This window comes from Yersinia sp. LJYL362 (assembly GCF_048323875.1).
In genome coordinates this window covers 1-20,918 of sequence record NZ_JBLWEX010000294.1, presented here as the reverse complement: position 1 = coordinate 20,918, position 20,918 = coordinate 1, and the positions used below count along the sequence as shown (strand labels likewise).

Sequence of the window (20,918 nt, the reverse complement as noted above, 5' to 3'; positions counted from 1 at the left end):
AAGCACTACTCAATATAGCCGGCTCAGTTATAGCGATATAATAAAGGCTCATTGCGTAGAAAACGTTCAATATCCTGTGCAATCATAGCCGTATGTTTAACCAGCGTCTCATGTGTAGCACCGGCAATATGTGGGGTGATAACCACATTATCAAACTCATGAATAAAAGGATGATTGGCGTGGATCGGCTCATGGGCATAGACGTCTAACGCCGCACCAGCCAGTTGTTTGTGGCGCAAGGCATCAACTAAATGTTGCTCAACGACCACCGCCGCGCGTGAAGTATTGATAAAATAAGCCTCTGGTTTCATTAATGAAAACAAGTGCATACCAATTAATCCTTCGGTTTGTGGGGTGACTTTCACATGTAGAGTGACAAAGTCAGACTGACTAAAGAGCAGCTCCAATGTGGTTTTGTGGATGCCTGGTTCGTCCAATTCGACCGCTGAAACATAAGGGTCGGCTACCAACAGCCGCATGCCGAAAGCTCGCGCAATACGCCCAACGCGCTGTCCAATACTGCCATAACCGACAATCCCCAAAGTTTTATTGCGTAATTCCACCCCTTTAAACACTTCATAAGGGCTGTCTTTGGTCACATCCCACACTACATCGGTTTTAAGCCCAGCATTGCCCGGCGTGGTTGCCGTGAATTGCCCCTGCTTCAGAGCGCTATGCGCCTGCGGAATGTGGCGAGCCAGATTCAGCATCAGTGCAATCGTTAATTCTGCCGCCGCATCAGAATTGCGCCCCGGAGTATAAATAACCGGAATTCCCCGCTCTGTTGCCGCATTCACATCAATATTGACCGGATTGGCACGAGTGCAGGCAATGAGCTTCAGTTGCGGGCAAGCTTTAATCACCCGGGCAGTAATATCGTCATAACTGGTGACCAGAAAATCAGCATCGTGGCCGAGTGCAATCAACTGTTCCTCACTCAGTTTGGGTTTCCCTGCCGCCCAACCACTGATAACCAATTCGCCAAGCTGATGGAAATGGTCCAGACTGCCGGCATATTCTGCGGTAAAAAGCGTTTTCATAGATTGTCCTGAGAAGGAGGAGGATATTTAGCGCCATTAAGTTGGCTTAAGGCCTGTTCTCTGGCTTGCCATACGGGCTGTAGCGCATCGCGTAGCTGACGGAAAACTGGGTAAAGCGCGTTATAGATAGCCATTTGTTGTGGGTCGGGTGTGTAGGTCGTGATGTTATCGAGTGAATCTACCAGAGAAGCCGTTTGTCCGATGGCTTGGGCTGCCAACATGGCGGCCCCGCGGGCACCCAATTCTTTTACTTGCCGGGTGACGACCTCGCGGCCAGTGCAATCAGCAATAATTTGCAACCACAAGCTGGAGGCCGCACCGCCACCAGCCAAGTACAGACGCCCACCCGCAGGATAATCAGCGAGAGAATCCTTAATGGCATACGCCAGACCTTCAAAAACCGCTCGTAACAGGTGGCTGTCAGTGGTGTGTTGACTGATACCGAAAAAACCGGCGCGCGCTGATGGGCTGTAAAATGGTGCCCGTTCGCCATTGATATAGGGCTGATAAAATACTCCACCGCAACCGGCTGGCACGGCCTCAAGTTGGCTGCTGGTTTGCAAGAAATCCTTGCTGTCGGTGAGTTCTGACAGCGCCCAATCAATATTGGGAGTGCCAGATTGCAGAGCAAATAGATTGATATAATTGCCACTTAACGCATGAGGGACAAAGCGGGTTTGCCGATTAATACGTTTGAGATCATTGCAAATAATGCCGGTACAGCAAGTGGTGCCAAGGATGGTATACACATCGCCATGATTCACTGCCCCTATTCCTAGTGCGGTTGCCGATACATCCAGCGCACCGGCACAAACAGGGATACCCACTGCTAATCCGGTAATTTGCGCGACCTGCGTGGTGATGTGGCCTGCAATAGCAGCTGATGGCAACAACGGGGGGAATAATCGGGCAGTATGCGTTATTCCTAGTTGCGACAGAACCTCATTTGATAACTCACCGCGCTGCAAATCGAGTAATGAGGTACCGGTATCACTGATTTCTAGCCAGGATTCCCCGGTCAGTTGATAGCGAATCCAGTCTTTGGCAAAAAAGAAGTGGTCTGCTTGCGCCAATGTTTCAGGTTCATATTGCTGTAACCAACGGAGGATCATGCTGCTATTGCACGGCAATAATGGCGTGCCGCTGATGGCGAACAGTTGCTCTTCCAGACCCGGTTTTTGCTTAAAATACTCAACCAATGCAGCGCTACGCGTGTCACTCCACAAGATAGCATTACGCACCGGTCTCCCTTGTTTATCCACTAACCAGACACCTTCTCCTTGCCCGGTTATGCCAATAGAACGAATTTTATTTTGCCGTAATAAAGGCGAGTTCATTACCGTTTTCAAGGTGGAAACCACCCCAAGCCAAAGGCTTTGCATATCTTGTTCTGCATAGCCGGAATGGGGCGATAGAGTGAGGTTATCGACCGATGCAACCAGACACTCATTAAAATGGGTGTCAAATAGTACTGATTTTACTTTTGAGGTTCCTACGTCAATTCCGAGATAATAATCCATCGGGTATTACCATCATAAAAGTCATAATGTTCTGAGTATAAAGGGCTGTGCGCTTAGTAAGATACTGATCCAATATGCTTTTTATTGGATAGTAAAGTTGAAAATTAGCTTAGAGTTACGATGAGGGAATTGGCTTAAATAACACACCATCTCAATATTTAACTGTGATGAAAATGGAAAAAGATATAGTTAATCACAAATATAATGGCTAAAGCAGGTTTTCGATTTTAATCAGTGACCGCTGGAATGCTGTTTTTATATTTCCACGGATAGTACTGGCTATACAATATAAAAATGAGTCTGAGCTGGGGATAGGATGGTTAATTTAATCTATTGATTTAGCATGCATTTATATTTTTATATAAATTATCCCTTCGAGATATTCTCTGGTTTTTTCTTAATTAAGCACAGATTAAAGGATTTTATTCACCGAAATCATGCGATAAAGCGTCGATGCGTAAGACCTTTCCTACACCAAGTCAGCCCTAAGTCTCATATACAAGGAAAGTCTTAAATCGTTTAATAGCAGCATAAATTTTGAGCTCATATTTTGATTTGGATCAACCATATTAAAAATGAATTCAACTCCCAGGCACTAGGCCTATAAAGTTTGGGTATCGCAACGCGATAAACATTATATATCAGGATTATTTAAATGAAAAAGCAACTGGCTAAAATTACTGTACTGTCTTCTTTGATTTTTGGTATTAACGCTGCCAATGCAGAAGCACCTACTGCGGAATTAAAAGTTATCGGTACTTTAACTGTGCCAAGCTGCACCGTGAATGCACCGGATGATGGTGTTTACGACTTTGGTAAATTATCTTCATCTTTGATTAAATCAGGTGCGACCACCACCGCACTGACACCAATCACTAAAAACTGGACAGTAAACTGTGATGCGGAAACTTATCTTAACTTTACACCAGTGGATAACCGCGCAGCATCTGTCAGTACTGCGGGTACGACTAACTTTGGTATGGGTAACGTGAATGGCACCGGTAAAATCGGTTACTACATGGCGCAAATTAAGAATGGTACTGTTGATGGTAAACCATCTAACCTATTCTCTTCTGCAAACGCAGTCTTCACCGCCACTACTTTTGCTAACCTGACCACGGGTATGCGTACCGGTTGGTCATCAGCTGCCAACACCCAAAGCGTTGGTAAAGTGTTCACTGCTGATATTACCGTTAGCCCAATTTTGGGTGGTACTACCGTTATGGCTGGCCCAATCACTGAAGATGCAGAAATCGACGGTTCAATGACTATGAACTTTGCATTCGGTATCTAATTACCCGTACATCAGGGTATAAAATAAGGGCAGACTTATATTTCTGCCCTTTATTTTGCCTGAAGCTCTATTTCAGAATAAGTGCTAATAACATTAATGTATCCGAGTGGTTCTCATTTTATGAAAACGTATATTTTCAAATTCACTCTTTTTACCTCAATAATTTTATCTGTGGCAGCACAGGCGGCTCCGCCTTCGGCAGAATTAAAAGTTAAGGGTAAATTGGGAGTGCCAAGTTGTACCGTCATCGCCCCAGATGGTGGTATTTACGATTTAGGTAAGATTTCAGCCACGAATGTGAAATCGGGTGTCACCACTACAGCATTGCCAACGATGACTAAAAATTGGTCAGTTGCATGCGATTCTCAAACTTATTTGAGTTTTGGTTCTGTTGATAACCGAAATTCTTCTGTCAGTGATACTTCTAGTACCAGTAACCATGGATTAGGATTTATCAATGGTACGGGGAAAATAGGGTATTACACATTAGCAATGAGTAACCCAATGGTTGATGGTGTTCAAACATCTGTGTTTAGTGTTTCTACCAGTGGTACTGCTGGCACAGGTGGTCAGTCATTGGTATTAGCTACGAACGGCCCTCGCAGGGCTTGGTCTATCGCTGGGACAAACACACAAATCGCGGGCAAGGTATTCAGTGCTGACTTCAAAGTGACTCCAACGCTGGCAGGTACGACAGCAATGAACGGCCCAATTACCGAAGATGCGAATATTGATGGCTCAGTTACGATGAACTTCGCATTTGGTATTTAATCGCTATGAAAAGCCTGATTATAAATTCTGCCATCTTATCTTCTTTTCTATTAAGCGTGACCGCCCATGCGGCAGCACCGACTGCTGAATTGAAGGTTAAAGGGAAGATTGGTCTTCCAACTTGCACTATCAATGCCCCTGATGGCGGTATTTATAATGTCGGTGAGATTTCAGCAAGCCAGGTAAAAAGTGGTACCGCAGTAACAGTATTGCCATCAATCACAAAAACCTGGACGGTCACCTGTGATAGCCTGACGTATCTGAGCTTAACCGCGATAGATAACCGTAAAGCTTCTGTTAGTGATAGCACTATTCATAACTTTGGTTTGGGTTTTGTGAATGGTACTGGGAAACTGGGTTTTTATAAAACGACGATGAGCAATGCTACGGTCGATGGTATCAGCAGCTTACTGTATTTTATCGATGCGAATAACGTATTGCAGGGTGGGCATACTCTGGAAACATTAACCAATAACTTCCGTTTTGGCTGGTCTGAAAATGCCACCACAGCGAAAGCAGGTAAAGTATTCAGTGCCGATTTTACAGTAATACCGACATTGGCAGGCTCAACCACCATGGGTGGTGCCATCACTGAAAATATCAATATTGATGGTTCTGCTACAATGAATTTTTCTTTTGGTATTTAATTCATAAAAATCCTATACACAAGGTTGTTTTCGATTCTTAATAGCCTTGTGTACTTTTTATTGTATAAAACAATATTGCTTCTTCACTCATCTGTTTTCCTTACTTTTAAGGACACCACTGTGTTTGCGCGTTGCGTATCGTTTTCGTTTACAGCATTCCTCTTATCTCTTTTCTCTGTAGCGGCTTTTGCCGCCACAAAAGAGGGGGCAGTGACGTTTGATATAAAAACACTGGAAGGATTGGGGTATTCGGCTGAATTAGCGAATTTTTTTAGCCAGCAAGATAAATTTTTACCCGGTCAGCATGATGTCGCTATCATTGTTAATGCCAATAAAACCTACCATATTGCAGCCACCTTCGACAGTGAAGGTAATTTGTGTGTGGATCGTAACTTACTCATTGCACTGAAGTTGCGTCATAAAGACAGTGGCGATAGCTGTGAAAATCTTGAAGCTTTGTGGCCGGGTGTCGCAATAAAGTTATTCCCTGGTCAATTTCGTGTGGAAATGACCTTGCCGCAAGAGGCATTTGATCCCGAAATGGAAAGCAGTGACTACCAAAGTGGCGGTCATGCCTTATTACTGAATTACAATTTGTTCGGCCAGCGGATCGAAACTAATAGCGATAATCTTAATTTATTTCAAGGGCAGTTTCAGCCGGGTATTAATCTGTATAACTGGGTACTGCGTAACCGGGGTTCTTATACCTATAATCAAGGGGTAGGCCACTACGATAATCAGGAAACCTACGCATTACGCGCGGTGGAATCACTGAAATCAGTCGTGCAGCTGGGTGAATTTGGTTTAGTCGGTGACACTTATTCGGGCCTGCCGATCGTAGGTACCCAACTATATTCCGATAATGCTCAACTGAATAATACACAGCTGGTGGTGCCCATTGAAGGGATTGCTAATACCAACGCCACTATTGAAATTCGCCAACGTGGACGTGTTATTTACCGGACCGTCGTGCCACCGGGGCCATTCTCGTTGTCCAATATCAGTAATTTTTCCAGTGGCGTGGTTACTGATGTTGATGTGATTGAAGAAGATGGTACCCAGCAGCATTTTACGGTATCAAATTCTCTTGACCCTAATTTTGAACAGCAGGCGACCACATACCAACTGGGATTGGGCCGTTATCGGGATAGTTTGAATGAAAGTGAAACTAAATCGCCGTTATTAGCATCGGGTGAGGTCTCTTTTAGCCCGGTAAATGCATTGCGTGTCACTTCGGCTGGGCTGGTTTCCCCTGATTATCAAAATCTCAGTGTACAAAATCTTTATAGCGGGCTGGAGAGTGCCTGGTTTTCAGCGGCGGCAAGTTACTCTAATACCAAAGATGCCGGGCAGGGGTATCAGCTGACGTTACAAAATCAGGTAGCCATTAATGGCAATTTAAGCGCTTCATTGTCGACATTATATGACTCATCGAGCTATTGGTCGCCGGATAATGCCCTGAGCAGTGGCAATAATCTGAATGAACTGAAGTACGGCAAACTGAAGAACTCGACATCGGCCGCCGTATCCTGGGCGCATCCTCGTTGGGGCGCATTTTCCTACGTTTTGTCTAATAATATGTATTATCAGGCCGCAGACAGTGTTTCCCATACATTTTCTGCGAGCGAACAATTTGGCCGAGTGACTACCACGCTAAGTTTTCAGTCAACTTCGCAGGGGCAAAATTCAGTCTACATTGGCATCAATATGCCATTGGGTAATGGATCCCTCAGCGGGCGGATGCAACGCAACAATGGCAATATGACCTTAGGTAGTACTTACCAAGGCCGTTGGGGTGATAACAAAGGGTATCAGGTCGGTATAACAGGTAGTGATAGTCAGCGGCGTATTAATGGGGCACTGAATATGAACACGGCGTATTCGCAACTGGCTGGTGGGGTTTCTCAGGCCACTAACAATAGCCGGTCAGCTTATGTTTCGGCAAATGGATCAATGGCTTATGCGAATAACACCTTTGCGACGTCTTCATCGGCAATCGGCGATACCTTTGCGGTGATAAATGTGCCTAGCCAATCTGATTTACGTGTTTCTTCGCCTAGTAGCGGAACGTCAATCACCGATTATGCTGGAACCGCCTTATTGCCATCCGTGATGCCTTACACGGCATCAAAAGCACAGATAAGCACCAAAACACTACCACTGAATATTCGTCTTAACAGCACCAGTGCAGATTTGAAGATGACACGCGGCACAGTGGCAACCCGTAATTTTGAAGCAACCGAGACCCGCCAGTTGCTGCTCAGTATTCGTGATAGTAATGGTGAAATGTTGCCGATAGGCGCTAACGTGCTCGACGAAAAGGGCAACTTCCTGGGAACGATTATTGGTGATGGCAACTTTATGTTGGAAAACAAAGCGATTGGGGCAGCTTTGCGTGTTAAGGCTACCAACCGCAGTGAATGTATTGTGAGTTATGTTGAGCCGGAGAAATTTGACCCGGATGCATTGTATGAAGTTGCCGACGCTGTATGTCATTGATTTTAAATATTGTCGAGCAAGCAGATACTCAGTAACGATTTTTTAGACATAGGATCTATTATGAAAAATATCATGGTTAATAATGGCAGTGTTGGTGCAATGACTGCATACACTCATCTCATCAAACGTGTTAAATCATTTTTGATGTTTAATTTACTGGTGCTGTTAAGTTGCTGGAGTTTGGCATCCTATGCATCTTTCAAATTAGAAAGCACTACGGTTATTTTAAAAGAAAATGAGGGTCGCACCAGCTTTACTATCGAAAACACATCGGCAAACCCAATATTGCTGGTGACTAAATTGGTCGACTTGGATGGCAAAAATCTGAGTAAGCAAATTTTGATTTCCCCACCGGTAACCCGAATTGATGCCGGGCAAAGCCAGCAAGTTAACTTTGTATTGAAGAAAGGCACCGCATTGGATTCAGAAGTTCTGTTAAAAGCTTCGTTTGAAGGTGTTGAGCAGGTGCCGGGTAATGCGACTGTAATGCCAATACGTCAGGAAATTGGTTTTCTTATCCAGCCAAATTCTGTGCCACAGATTAAAACCCCATGGCAAGAATTGGTTTTATCCATCTCAGGTAATAACTTAATGATTAAAAACCCGAGCAAGCATGTGGTTCGCCTTGGCCCTCAGGTGATTTTAGTCCCAAGTAATGAGGTTGTTCCTTTGGGCAGCCCTTATATTATGCCGGGCCAAACCAAACAATTTGCCATTAAGTCATCACCCACTTCAGTGAAAGTCACACCACTGAGTCGCTATGGCTTTGTACAACCCGAAGTTACTGTACCGGTTACACGTTAATAGCAATGAGTCAGTTAACACAAAAAGCGGCCGATTATGGCCGCTTTTGAATTAATGAGGGAACTGAGAGGGCTAGCTGTCTTTTTTCTTGCCAAAAATTTTCAGTAAGGCACCAACGGCACAACCCATCACCACACCTAAAATCACCCATTCAGTAAATGACATATTCAGACCCTTTTATTCGTTTGGGCTGATTATATAAATTATTCCCTGCTTGTCCATGTCTGCCCGACCCTGAATTAATAACATCCCAGCGCTATAGCTTCGCCAGCATCTCTCGGGTAACCAAGACAATACCGCTTTCAGAACGATAAAAACGGCGAGCATCTTCATCAGCGTTTTCGCCAATGACCATGCCCTCGGGGATAATACTGGCGCGGTCTACGACACAGCGGTGCAACCGACAAGAGCGGCCTACATTGACGTCGGGTAGTAATACACAAGAATCAATATTACAGAACGAATTGATTCGCACTCGGGAAAATAGTACCGAGTTGACTACCACGGAACCGGAGATAAAACAGCCACCGGACACCAAGGTATTCATGGTCATGCCATGACTACCAGAGCGATCCTGAACAAATTTTGCCGGTGGCAATGGCTCCGCATAGGTGCGTATTGGCCAATGTGAATCATACATATCCAGCTCTGGTGTAATAGCTGCCTGATCGAGGTTAGCTTGCCAATAGGCATCTAACGTCCCGACATCACGCCAATAATCAGGGGCGTCGGGCGAGGTGGAAACACAAGATAATGAGAACGGATGTGCCCAAACATGACCCTGTTCGGTGATTTTCGGCAGAATATCTTTGCCAAAGTCATGGCTGCTATTTTCGTCCGCGTGATCGCTTTCAAGCAGACCAAACAGGAACTCTGCGTTAAAGACATAAATCCCCATGCTGGCCAGACTACTATTGGGTTTACCAGGCAGAGTAGGAGGATCTTCAGGTTTTTCCCAAAACATTTTCACCTGTAGCTGTTCGGAGACTTCCATCACACCAAAGGCCGTTGCTTCCGTCTTGGGGACTTCAATGCAAGCTACAGTACAAGCCGCACCACTTTCTACGTGATCGAGCAGCATGCGCGAGTAATCCATTTTATAGATATGATCGCCTGCCAAAATCACAACATATTCAGCACGATAGCGGCGGATAATATCCAGATTCTGGAAAACAGCATCTGCGGTACCGGTATACCAATGTTCTCGTCCTTGACGTTGTTGTGCCGGCAACAAATCAACAAACTCGTTCATCTCTTCACTGAGAAATGACCAGCCATGTTGGATATGTTGCACCAAGGTATGAGACTGATACTGAGTTATCACACCGATACGGCGAATGCCTGAATTAAGGCAATTTGATAGTGCGAAGTCGATAATGCGGTATTTTCCGCCGAAGTGAACAGCGGGTTTTGCTCGGACAGACGTAAGGTCTTTAAGGCGTGAACCGCGGCCGCCTGCAAGAATCAGGGCTACGGCTTTATTGGGAAGTTGTCTGGCCGACATGACTCTGTCGATATCGCCTGCTTTCCGCATGTCAGACTCCTTATAATTTGTATGTATAGCCGCTGGATGACAGGCTATTTCCATCAACCCTATTGCGCTAAATACTGTCCGGTCAGTGACCGGATTGATAGTGCGGGCTTATACCTCCTTTAAGTATTAGTGTCGTTAATAACATAATCGGCTAAATATCGTTCTAACAATGAGAAGCGAATCAAGTTTAGCGCGTTCCAGCTTAAAATTTTTCGTCCTTCTATCCCATTTGACGCGGATGTTTGTTGCTTTTCCGCATTGTGAGGCCAGCGATCGTCGACCATACTCGATAGGGCAAAAATATTCGTAGTTTTAATAAGGATATAAAATTATGTCAGTTGCAAAGAAATATCTGCACTTATCCGCAGTCACTTTGATAATGGGCTGTTTTACAGCAGGCGCTGCCCCGATTGTTACAGCGCCGACCGGCTACACATTAGAGCGTGTGGTTATTTTGAGTCGACATGGTGTTCGCTCCCCGACAAAACAAACCCAGCTAATGAATGATGTCACACCTGATAAATGGCCCCAGTGGCCAGTAAAAGCGGGTTATTTAACACCGCGAGGGGCTGAGTTAGTGACGTTGATGGGGGGGTTTTATGGTGATTATTTCCGTAGCCAAGGGTTGTTGTCTGCGGGGTGTCCGGTCGATGGCTCCGTTTATGCACAGGCAGATGTTGACCAACGAACCCGCTTAACCGGACAGGCATTCTTGGATGGAATCGCACCGGATTGTGGTCTGAAAGTACATTATCAGGCTGATTTGAAAAAAGTTGACCCGCTATTTCATACCGTCGAAGCGGGGGTATGTAAACTGGACTCAGCGAAAACTCATCAGGCTGTTGAGGAGCGATTGGGCGGGCCATTGAGTGATCTGAGCCAGCGCTATGCCAAACCCTTTGCCCAGATGGGCGAGGTACTGAATTTTGCTGCATCGCCTTATTGCAAGTCACTGCAACAAAATGGAAAAACCTGTGATTTTGCCACTTTTATGGCAAATGAAATTAAGGTAAACGAAGAAGGTACTAAAGTTTCTCTGAGTGGGCCATTGGCACTATCGTCGACATTGGGCGAAATTTTCCTGTTACAAAACTCACAAGCTATGCCGGATGTGGCATGGCATCGGCTCAGCGGTGAAGAGAACTGGGTTTCGCTATTGTCGTTGCACAATGCGCAATTTGATTTGATGGCCAAAACACCTTATATCGCTCGCCATAAAGGGACTCCGCTGTTGCAACAAATTGATACGGCATTAGTGCTGCAACGCGATGCCCAAGGGCAAACACTGCCGTTGTCACCGCAAACCAAATTGTTGTTCCTCGGCGGGCATGATACCAATATTGCTAATATCGCTGGTATGTTAGGGGCCAATTGGCAATTACCACAACAACCTGATAATACCCCGCCTGGGGGCGGATTAGTCTTTGAGCTATGGCAGAACCCAGATAATCATCAGCGCTATGTCGCCGTGAAAATGTTCTATCAAACGATGGATCAGCTGCGAAATGCCGAGAAGTTAGATCTGAAAAATAATCCAGCTAAAATTGTTCCAATTACCATTGAAAGTTGTGAGAGCGAGGGTGATAACAAACTTTGCCAACTTGAGACTTTCCAAAAGAAAGTTGCCCAAGTGATAGAGCCAGCTTGCCATATTTAAGCTGAGATTATCGAATGCTCATAAATACCCATCGGGTAAGATAAAAGCCCATCATGTAATAGGATGTTGCACTATGGGCTGTTTAGTATCGGTTATTATCCTGGGATTTAATAATCTCTGGCATTATATAAATAAAAAAACCGGAGCTTTCTGGTAAATATAGAAAACTCCGGCGAAAAAGTGACTAACGCACTGAAAGCAATGTTGCAATTAGCGGAAGTACTACAGTTTAACTACTACAGTTTAAATATGATTAACCGAGTCTGACTAAATCGAAAGGCACATAGCGCTCACCGGTATGTTGTAACTCTACAACCGGCTCCCGCTCTGCCTGTACAGGTGCCAGGCCTTCAGTATGAATAGCTTTTGCTACGTCAATTTCCCCAGTTTGTGCGACCATCACACGTTTGCCAGGAATAATTTGGTTTCTGTTTCTGTCATAGACCTTAACCATATTAACCTCCAATAGTTATCTGATAAGGTTCAATAACTGCCGGGCGCAATGTTCACACCTAAGTATTATGGAGTTGGCTTACATTCTGCGAAAAATGATATTTATTTTTTTCTCAGGGATCAAGTCGTATAAACATTTTTTTTTGGAAAATATGCCTACTGAAAATCTACTTCGCCAGCGGATTTTCAGTAGGCACTCGACAACAGAAAGCGGTGCGTTATATCAGTGGCTTCTGCGTTAATGATTCCAGTATTTTTAGCGGGGATTGTTGGGGGTCTTTCATCCCTTTAACGGGCAGAAGGAAAGTTTGCTCTAGCATAAATTGTCCTCCCATCGCTGCATGGGGGGTTTGATCTGAAAAACAGATCCAACTACTACCTGCTGGGAAATCAATAGCTTGTTGCTTGCCATTTTTTTGGTAATCGGCATCTGATTTCATTTTATCATGTAGCTGAAGCATCAGATGATCGTAATGGCTCCTGCGGCGCTTGGTGATCCCAACTTTATGCTGCAACCAACTGCTGAAAGGAGAATAGCTATCGAGTTGCGGCAAATAGCGGCGGGCTAATTGCGTAAAGTCTTCACCTACACGCCACGAACGGGGTTCATTATCAGGGTTGATATTGGTAAAAATACGAATGATTCGCTCACCATAATTAGGTCGCGAAGGGAAAGCATCAACATGCAAGCGGCTATCATCCTTTCGCCACGATGTTTTATCGCGCCAGGCGGTAACGGGGTGCAAGCGTAGGCTATTGGTCGGGCTGCGCAGTGCAGAGGTATACTCCGGTAGTAATTGATTTACCAGACTCAGGCAACTCTGATAATAGCGCTCCAGCAACTGGCGGGTTAACGCTACTTTGCTTTCATCAGTCACACCAGTTAGTGTGCCGTCCAGCGGTTTAAAACTGATATTTTTGCGTTTAGTATCAACCAGCGCGGGGTTAAGCAGTAGTTTTTCCTGTTCACTCAGTTCAAACGCCAGATGGGGTAGAAAAAGTACTTTACCTTGCTCCAGAGCCTCGACGGCACTGGAGCTTTGCACATTATCTTCGTCCCAACGGGTATAGGGGAGCGTAAGAATCGATGAATCTGACGCATTACTTTGATTATTACTCATCAATTATTCGCTTCTATAATTTTATTCAGGTAAAGAATAGCTCGTTATTATAGATAAAATGAGGGGTAGGGTACAGATTTCAGATTTTACTTTCCCTGGGCCCCCTTATTAAGGGGGGCAACCGTCGCATGATTGGGGAGGATTTGACGATTGATGTCTGGATTTCGGCATATTCTGACCAGCGGTCAATGATAGTATCCAGTTGTTCCATCGAATGAATATATAAGCGGCTGATGAAACAATCGTCGCCGGTCACTTTGTCACACTCAACACATTCTGGAGTTTCTTGAATCATCTCTTCTGCTACGCGCAGCATTCCGGCTAAGGGTTTGACGCGTACAATAGCTTGCAAATTGTAGCCGAATGCCTGCTGGTCCAAATCGAGTGTGTAGCTGCGAATGATATGACGTTCTTCAAGACGCCGTAGACGTTCGGAAGTACTCGGGGATGAGAGATTTACTTGCTGTGAGAGGTCTTTCAGAGATATCCGTGCATTTTTTGCTAAAATGGCAATCAATTGTTCATCAATCTTGTCCATGCCTATGTGCCTTTTATTATTAAAAACAATAACATTATTATAGGCATCATTTTAATTTGCCGATGATTCTTTCCTGAAAAATATGATTGGTTTGGTCAATAAAAAGTGAGTTTTCTAGTATACCCTGCTGATGATTCAGCAGGGTCAAATGAAACAGGATGCTTATAATTATTGCCTGATAGCAGAGGTACTGGCCAACGAGGTAGTTTGGTTGGGCTCATTGGTTCTCATCGACTTTTTTTGCAGATAGGCTAAATCATAGACATCATAGAAGTCTATTTCGCCTTTATTGCTAATAATATGTTTAAAGCGAATTTTAAAGTCATCACTGATATTTTTGCTATTTAGTATTTCATCAATTGCTTGCGTCGATAATGCACGGCTGAAGAACCATTCACCGTTATAGCAAACACGTAAGTCGAGGATACCAATATCCTCAAATTTAAACACGGGTTTGATTTCCATCATGAGCACGGCAGACATCAAAACAAAGAAAGCGGTAAAGGCAACCATATAGCCAGTACCAAAGTAAGGGGTTAAGTACATTAAAACTAGAACAAAAAAGTATGATATCAACATTGCAAGGCAAAGATAGGGATGCTTGTAGACAAAATCGCTGTTAAATTTTAACCGACCATCTCTTTTTTCTTTTTGATTTATTCTTGCGATGTCATCGATTAATATTTTCTTAATTATGTCCATAATTATGACCTTGTGATGAATAACTCATATAAGTTAAACCATAGCGGTTTGTTATAGAATAACATGAGAAGTTAAATTTAAGGTATATCAGTTTGATTAATTAGTTAGCAAAACTGTTATGGCCTAATAGGCAATAATGCGGAGTTATTATTAATTCATCAGATGAAAACAAGCACTTATGCTTGGATTCCACCTGATGAATTTTCATGGTACGGGCAATTGTAGTTCTGAACAACCTTAAGCGATCAGGACAATTTTACCAATATGCGTGCTGCTTTCCATCAATTCATGGGCTTTTGCCGCATCTTCCAGCGGGAACGTTTGGAAGATCTGTGGTTTCATTTTCCCATCATTTAACAACGGCCAAACTTGTTGTTCCAGCTCTTTAGCGATAAGTGCTTTTTCTGCCACGGTACGTGAGCGCAATGTTGAACCGGTGTGAGTCAGACGTTTTAGCAACATTAACATCAGATTCAGATCCTTGGCATGCCCATTCTGGGTACCAATTTGAACAATTCGACCATTCATTGCAGCAGCTTCATAGTTACGCGCGACATAATCACCCGCAATTAAATCCACGATTACATCAGCTCCTTTACCTGCGGTGGCTCGCTTTGTTTCGGCGACAAAATCTTCAGTGTGATAGTTAATGGCGATGTCGGCACCTAATGTCAGACATGCTTGCCGTTTTTCTTCTGACCCCACGGTGACAATAACCATTTTTGCGCCAAATGCTTTGCTCAACAATATTGCCGTAGTACCTATACCGGAAGATCCACCGTGAATCAATACGGTTTCACCCGCTGTGAAATGACCACGTTGGAACAGGTTTGTCCACACAGTAAAGAAAGTCTCTGGTAATGCTGCCGCTTCGATTTCAGTCAGACTGGGCGGGATAAATAAGGCATTGGTTTCATGGATAACGCAATACTGAGCATAGCCGCCACCTGCGATTAAACCACACACTTTGTCGCCAATTTTAAATCGCGTGACATCAGCAGCGACTGCAACTACCACACCTGCAATTTCTAATCCTGGGATATCGGAGGCCCCTGGCGGTGGAGCATATTGACCTCGGCGTTGCATGACATCAGGGCGGTTAACTCCTGCGGCTGAAACCTTCACTAAAATTTCACCCGCAGCGGGCATCGGTGTAGGGCGCTGAATGGGCGTTAAGACTTCAGGGCCACCAGGCTGAGTAATCTCAATGGCGACCATGTTCACTGGGAGATGGGTTAACGATGTCATAATATTCCTCTGGTAACATGAATATACTGAGTCAGGAGCTGTGCCGATGACGAAGTAATTATCTTAGCCCCGTAATCTAAATAATTCATGGAGTGAATGTGCTTAAGTTATGACAAGGTCGCAAAAGGGAGAGAGCGGCGAGTGAAAGCAGAAAACAAAAAAAGCGCCCAATAGGGTGGGCGCATAAATTTGCAAAGGAGTAGTACATGTATGACTCGTTGCATTGCAATAAGCGAGACTAAGAGATGTTTAGAACATATTGATACTAGGAATATTTCCTTAAGTTCGATATAGGGATAAATCTGAAACTGGGCGTATTAGAAATTCTGTGTTTATATTGTTACAAAATCTGTTGCTATCATCAGATTGAGTCTTTGTATTGCCAACAGACTTGATATTGATAAATCTCATTAGTCAGTAAGTAATCAGCATGGACGCTAGGGCTCCATGAGTCATCACCACCCACCCCCATATGGAAACTATCGATATTTAGCCAGGTACCTGCTTCTGATCTAAGTAAGTGCTGATGGCTGGCTGCCATAAGTTGCTGAGTACTGTAACGGCTGATACCAAAATGGAATTGACCTGTTAACTGCCAATTTCCATAACTCAACATCCTGGTGTTGCAACGTAGCCCATTTTCACTGGGGAATATGTAGGGAGTATGCATTTGGTCAAGTGGTTGCGACCAATGACGATGCTGTGCCGATAGCTGACGGTCAGGATAGTTTTCGTGAGGTCCTAACCCTAACCACTCAACATTTTCATAAACATCAGATAACTGGCAACACATGCCGACTCTTGCTAAAGAGGGTAGTGAAGTTGCTACCTGGACTCGGACATCAATAGTCATGCGCCCTTGTTGATCAAAACGGTATAACCAATGAGTATGTAATAACTGTTCTTGGGCAAACTCGTAGATATATTCCGCGCTGATTTGTATTGTCTGAGACAATGTATCTGCATGTAGTGATAAACAACGTTGCTCCAGTTGATACATGCCCGCTTTTTTCCAGCGTTCAACCCAAGCATTTGGGTCAATCCGCGTTGTTTCACTGATGCCAATATCGTTATCTAGCGGCGCACGAACAAATTGATCTCGCAATGGGGTTAGTAACCTGTTTTTTCCACCTACACACCATTGTTCAAGTAATCCGGTTTGACGATTAAACTGCCAATGTTGTTGCTGGTGGGTCACCGTAATATGCTGTGTATCTTGGTGCAACTTGAGGTTATTGGACGTAGCTGAATCAGTTAAGCCGTGACCTAAGACCGTTAAAGAGTGTGGTAAACGCCATTGGGACCAAGCGCAACGATGATTACCTGGTGACCATGCGGTCTCTTTTACCTGTCTAACCTCAACATTCAACCATAAATCACCTGGTCCACTGATAGCGGGTAATCGCTCGGTTAGGCTGAATTGTTGTGTGCTTTCAGGTAATAGATCTAGCGGGAAACTCCCTTCCAGAACTGATTTACCCGCTAACTCGATGCGCCAGTACAGATGTTCGTTGTCGCTGTTTCTGAACAGGTATTCACTGGTTACATTGATTACCAGCGGTGAGGTGCTAACCAATGAGAGTTGGAAGAACTGCTGCGCGCATTGCGCCTCATACAAGCTGGGGTGAGGGGTACGGTCTGGGAAAACTAACCCATTCATGCAGAATTGGCGATCATTGGGGCTATCGCCAAAGTCTCCGCCATAAGCCCAATAAGGCTGACCATTTTCATCATTACGGGTAAGGCTTTGGTCGACCCAATCCCAAACGAATCCACCTTGTAGTCGGGGATATTGGCGAAACGCTTGCCAATAGCGGGCAAATCCACCAAAACTGTTCCCCATAGCATGGGCGTATTCACACAAAATCAATGGGCGAGATTCATTCGGTAGACCAATCCATTTCTTAATGGCCCACTTAGGCACCGCCGGGAAAGGTTGATCCTCATCTACGCGGGCATACATGGGGCAAACAATATCGGTAGCCTGAGTATTCGCACCACCCCCCTCATATTGTACCGGGCGCGTGGGGTCATTGGTTTTTATCCAACGATAGAGTGCATCGTGTGTGGCACCATGACCAGATTCGTTACCCAATGACCAGATAATAATGCAAGGGTGGTTACGATCACGCTGAACCATCCGTGTAACTCGTTCGCTAAAAGCGGAAAACCACTGTGGATCATCTGCCAACCGCCCCATAGGTTGCATCCCATGAGTTTCAATGTTGGCTTCATCGACAACATATAAACCATAGCGATCGCACAGGCGGTACCATAGCGGATGGTTGGGATAATGTGAGCAGCGTACGGCATTAAAGTTATGCTGCTTCATCAGAATGATATCTTGCAGCATTCCTTCTTCATCAATAGCTTGCCCTGTTTGTGGGTGATGTTCATGACGATTCACCCCTCGAATCAGTACTGCTTTGCCATTGATTTTGAGCAAACCTTGATGAATGGCGACTTGCCTGAAGCCAACATCATAGGCTTCTGCTTCTATCAGTTTTTGCTGACTATCCAGTAGCGAGACGACAGCCCTATATAACGTAGGTTGTTCTGCGCTCCATAATAAAGGATGTTCTACTCGCAAGCTTAGATGAGTGCGGTCGGTATAATGGCCTCGTTCGTCAATTGGCTGAGTACCCAGGGGCTGTCGCAAACTGGCGACTAACGAATCCGCTAGCCAGAGCTGAACCTGGATTTGATAGGTTCTCGTTACTTGTGAGTTATTAATATCGAGTAGAGGAATGTTAATGGCGGCCATTACCTCTAAATGTGCGTAGCTAAATTCTGGTGATAAATGTGTAGAGATGTGAATATCCCGCAAATGAATATCTGGTTTGTGCAGTAGGCTGACATCGCGGAAAATTCCGCTCATCCGCCACATATCCTGATCTTCCAGATAGCTACCATCACTCCAACGTAATACGAGAACAGCAATACGGTTATTTCCAGCTTTCAGATATGGAGTGAGATCAAACTCCGCGGGTAGGCGGCTATCTTGGGAATACCCGACCCACCGGCCGTTGCACCAGAGATAGAAAGCGGAACTCACGCCATCAAAAATAATGCGAGTTTGTCCCGATAAGAGCCAGTCAGGCTCTAAGGTGAAATTATATGAATAGCAACCGGTTGGATTATTTTGCGGTACCCGTGGTGGATCAACGGGAATAGGGTATTGCACATTAGTATAAATCGGGATGTCATAACCGTGGCGTTGCCAATTGGAAGGCACTGGCATAGATACAGCTTCTGGTAAATCGTGATCAACCCATTCATCGGGCACGGATTCTGGTTGGGTAAAATAGCTGAATGACCACTGTCCATTGAGTAACTGCCGCTGCGGAGAAGGTGCATCGTTTTGAGCTGCATCGAGATGACGCCAACTGTAAAATGGCGGGTGTGCTTCCAGGCGGTTGTACTGTGTTATCTGCGGATTTTTCCAATCCCGGCGAAACAGAATCTGCGATAAGGCTGGTGTAGCCTGCGGTTTAACTTCTTGCTGTGCCGTCATAATTTCAGCCTTATCTTTTACGAAAGTTAGCTTGCTTGCGCTAACACTATTAGTTAATCGTGAAAATGTTATGCGCTCACAATTGCAATGACATCAAGATGAGTTCAGCTGAAAGTAAAGTAAATAGCGGTTGGTTAAATAGTCGAGAGTGATCGCATTTATTCGTTTTTGTGCCGTGTGGGGTTAACCGGGGCGGTGGTCTGACGGATTATCAGCTCAGTTGCTAATGATAACGAGTGAGAAGGCGGCTCAATGGTATGGTGTAATCTGACGATTAGGCGGGATACACACTCTTCCCCTAATAACCTGAAATTCTGCCTGATTGTGGTGAGTGGCGGCTGAAAATAAGCACTGTCCGCTGTGTCATCATAACCGATAACAGAAACCTCCCTCGGGATATCGACATTAATTTCATGCAGAGCTCGCAGGACACCCAGTGCCATTTGGTCGTTAGCAACCAAGATGGCGCTAAATGGGGTATTGCTGGCAATCAATTTCTGTGTTGCCTGATAGCCACTCAATGCACTCCATTCTCCGTAGTAGACTGCTTGTGGTGTCAGTGAGGCATGAGTCAATGCCTGTAACCAGCCCTGATGACGTAATTGGGCTGAAATCGCGTCTTTGGGCCCGCCAATAAGCACTATTTTCTGGTGGCCCAATGCAATGAGGTGGTTGGCACCTTGAATTGCGCCTATTTTAGGATCAAATAGAACACTGAATGCAGCAGACTGTGGGTCAACATCAAGAAAAAGTACCGGAGTATCAGCACATTGTTCGGTAATTTTCTGGCTGCGTTTGGGCTTCAAAGGAACATTGACTAAAATCCCATCAACACGTTGAGCCAGTAACTCGTTTATAGCTTGCTGGCAGGCGTGTTCGCCGTGGTCATCAGCCATGGCGATAACCACATTATACCCCAGTTCACGGGCTTTCCTTTTTACTGCGGCAGCTATTTGCGAGGGCGCATGCAAAGAAAGGTCGGTGGTGGCTAGCCCGAGTGTCAGGCTATGTTTACCGGCTAATTGCTGGGCGACCCGGTTAGGAACATAGTTCAGCTCAACCATAGCCAATTCAACCTTATGACGGGTTTTAAGCGAGACATGAGGGGCCTGGTTTAAAACGCGTGATACGGTTTGATAGGAAACACCAGCCTGGCGTGCAACATCATCTAAAGTGGCAGACTTGGGTTTCATGTATTTATCTCAAGGATAGGTGACGGCTTATCATAGCAAATTCAAAGGATAAATTTTCAGCATCAAGCTGCAAATAGAATCAAAACAGGCGATTGAAGGTTTTTTTGACTTTGTTGATGCTAAAACCAGGATAAGTGTTGGGGAGTATTTACAATGTTTTTACTGATTATTCTGCCTAATACCGAACAGCAAGAGTATAATAAATAGCTTTTTTGGTTTTATTTTAGTCATGTAAACAAGAATCTTCCGTTTGCCTGCTAAAAAGAGTTGCTATTAAAAGCCGGTCATGAGTTAATGCGTCTCGGCCTGTGGTACAGACCTATTTATGCACGACATCTTGAGTAAAGTGGTTCATATTTAAAGCGTTATCGTTGATAGCTCTT

The 20,918-nt window shown here is 44.7% G+C and carries 16 protein-coding genes; 6 read left to right on the top strand and 10 right to left on the bottom strand.

Features of this window, described 5'->3' with window-relative positions:
* Positions 1-23 precede the first annotated feature (23 nt).
* Positions 24-1,040, bottom strand: a complete 1,017-nt coding sequence (locus ACNSO8_RS20770; protein WP_418395765.1) for a 2-hydroxyacid dehydrogenase — start codon at positions 1,038-1,040, stop codon at positions 24-26.
* Positions 1,037-2,560: an FGGY-family carbohydrate kinase gene (locus ACNSO8_RS20765; RefSeq protein WP_418395764.1), complete on the bottom strand. Its 1,524-nt coding sequence runs from the start codon at positions 2,558-2,560 to the stop codon at positions 1,037-1,039. Before ACNSO8_RS20765 ends, ACNSO8_RS20770 begins: the two co-directional genes overlap by 4 nt.
* A gap of 655 nt (positions 2,561-3,215) precedes the next feature.
* On the opposite strand from ACNSO8_RS20765, the gene ACNSO8_RS20760 reads away from it, so the two are divergent.
* The 5 genes from ACNSO8_RS20760 to ACNSO8_RS20740 all read left to right on the top strand — a co-directional run bounded on the left by ACNSO8_RS20760 (position 3,216) and on the right by ACNSO8_RS20740 (position 8,575).
* Positions 3,216-3,854, top strand: coding sequence for a DUF1120 domain-containing protein (locus ACNSO8_RS20760; protein ID WP_019080883.1), 639 nt, complete (start codon positions 3,216-3,218; stop codon positions 3,852-3,854).
* A gap of 120 nt (positions 3,855-3,974) precedes the next feature.
* On the top strand, positions 3,975-4,625 hold the full coding sequence (locus ACNSO8_RS20755) for a DUF1120 domain-containing protein (protein ID WP_408576993.1): 651 nt from the start codon (positions 3,975-3,977) through the stop codon (positions 4,623-4,625).
* Positions 4,626-4,630: 5 nt separating this feature from the next.
* On the top strand, positions 4,631-5,272 hold the full coding sequence (locus tag ACNSO8_RS20750) for a DUF1120 domain-containing protein (protein WP_050122731.1): 642 nt from the start codon (positions 4,631-4,633) through the stop codon (positions 5,270-5,272).
* A 120-nt stretch (positions 5,273-5,392) separates the two neighbouring features.
* Positions 5,393-7,771, top strand: a complete 2,379-nt coding sequence (locus ACNSO8_RS20745; protein ID WP_418395763.1) for a fimbria/pilus outer membrane usher protein — start codon at positions 5,393-5,395, stop codon at positions 7,769-7,771.
* A 99-nt stretch (positions 7,772-7,870) separates the two neighbouring features.
* Positions 7,871-8,575, top strand: coding sequence for a fimbria/pilus chaperone family protein (locus ACNSO8_RS20740; protein WP_373368297.1), 705 nt, complete (start codon positions 7,871-7,873; stop codon positions 8,573-8,575).
* Between the two features lie 256 nt (positions 8,576-8,831).
* Here the strand turns inward: ACNSO8_RS20740 and glgC are convergent, their stop codons facing one another.
* Positions 8,832-10,109 (bottom strand): glucose-1-phosphate adenylyltransferase, encoded by a 1,278-nt coding sequence (gene glgC / locus ACNSO8_RS20735; protein ID WP_011816633.1) that lies wholly within the window; start codon positions 10,107-10,109, stop codon positions 8,832-8,834.
* Between the two features lie 331 nt (positions 10,110-10,440).
* Between glgC and ACNSO8_RS20730 the strand changes: the two genes are divergently transcribed.
* Positions 10,441-11,766, top strand: a complete 1,326-nt coding sequence (locus ACNSO8_RS20730; RefSeq protein ID WP_263700526.1) for an AppA family phytase/histidine-type acid phosphatase — start codon at positions 10,441-10,443, stop codon at positions 11,764-11,766.
* Positions 11,767-12,019: 253 nt separating this feature from the next.
* Here ACNSO8_RS20730 and ydfZ read toward each other — a convergent pair whose 3' ends face one another.
* The 7 genes from ydfZ to ACNSO8_RS20695 all read right to left on the bottom strand — a co-directional run bounded on the left by ydfZ (position 12,020) and on the right by ACNSO8_RS20695 (position 20,535).
* Complete coding sequence (ydfZ, locus tag ACNSO8_RS20725) at positions 12,020-12,220, bottom strand: putative selenium delivery protein YdfZ (protein ID WP_019082853.1); 201 nt, start codon at positions 12,218-12,220, stop codon at positions 12,020-12,022.
* Between the two features lie 217 nt (positions 12,221-12,437).
* On the bottom strand, positions 12,438-13,340 hold the full coding sequence (locus ACNSO8_RS20720; RefSeq protein ID WP_268215669.1) for a Kdo hydroxylase family protein: 903 nt from the start codon (positions 13,338-13,340) through the stop codon (positions 12,438-12,440).
* 79 nt (positions 13,341-13,419) lie between these two features.
* Positions 13,420-13,878: an Lrp/AsnC family transcriptional regulator gene (locus ACNSO8_RS20715; protein WP_263700528.1), complete on the bottom strand. Its 459-nt coding sequence runs from the start codon at positions 13,876-13,878 to the stop codon at positions 13,420-13,422.
* A gap of 168 nt (positions 13,879-14,046) precedes the next feature.
* Positions 14,047-14,580 (bottom strand): YlaC family protein, encoded by a 534-nt coding sequence (locus ACNSO8_RS20710; protein ID WP_019082856.1) that lies wholly within the window; start codon positions 14,578-14,580, stop codon positions 14,047-14,049.
* Positions 14,581-14,817: 237 nt separating this feature from the next.
* Positions 14,818-15,828, bottom strand: coding sequence for an NAD(P)H-quinone oxidoreductase (locus ACNSO8_RS20705; RefSeq protein WP_046051176.1), 1,011 nt, complete (start codon positions 15,826-15,828; stop codon positions 14,818-14,820).
* Positions 15,829-16,189: 361 nt separating this feature from the next.
* Positions 16,190-19,342, bottom strand: a complete 3,153-nt coding sequence (locus ACNSO8_RS20700; protein ID WP_050160623.1) for a beta-galactosidase — start codon at positions 19,340-19,342, stop codon at positions 16,190-16,192.
* A 158-nt stretch (positions 19,343-19,500) separates the two neighbouring features.
* On the bottom strand, positions 19,501-20,535 hold the full coding sequence (locus ACNSO8_RS20695) for a LacI family DNA-binding transcriptional regulator (RefSeq protein WP_046695184.1): 1,035 nt from the start codon (positions 20,533-20,535) through the stop codon (positions 19,501-19,503).
* Positions 20,536-20,918 lie beyond the last annotated feature (383 nt).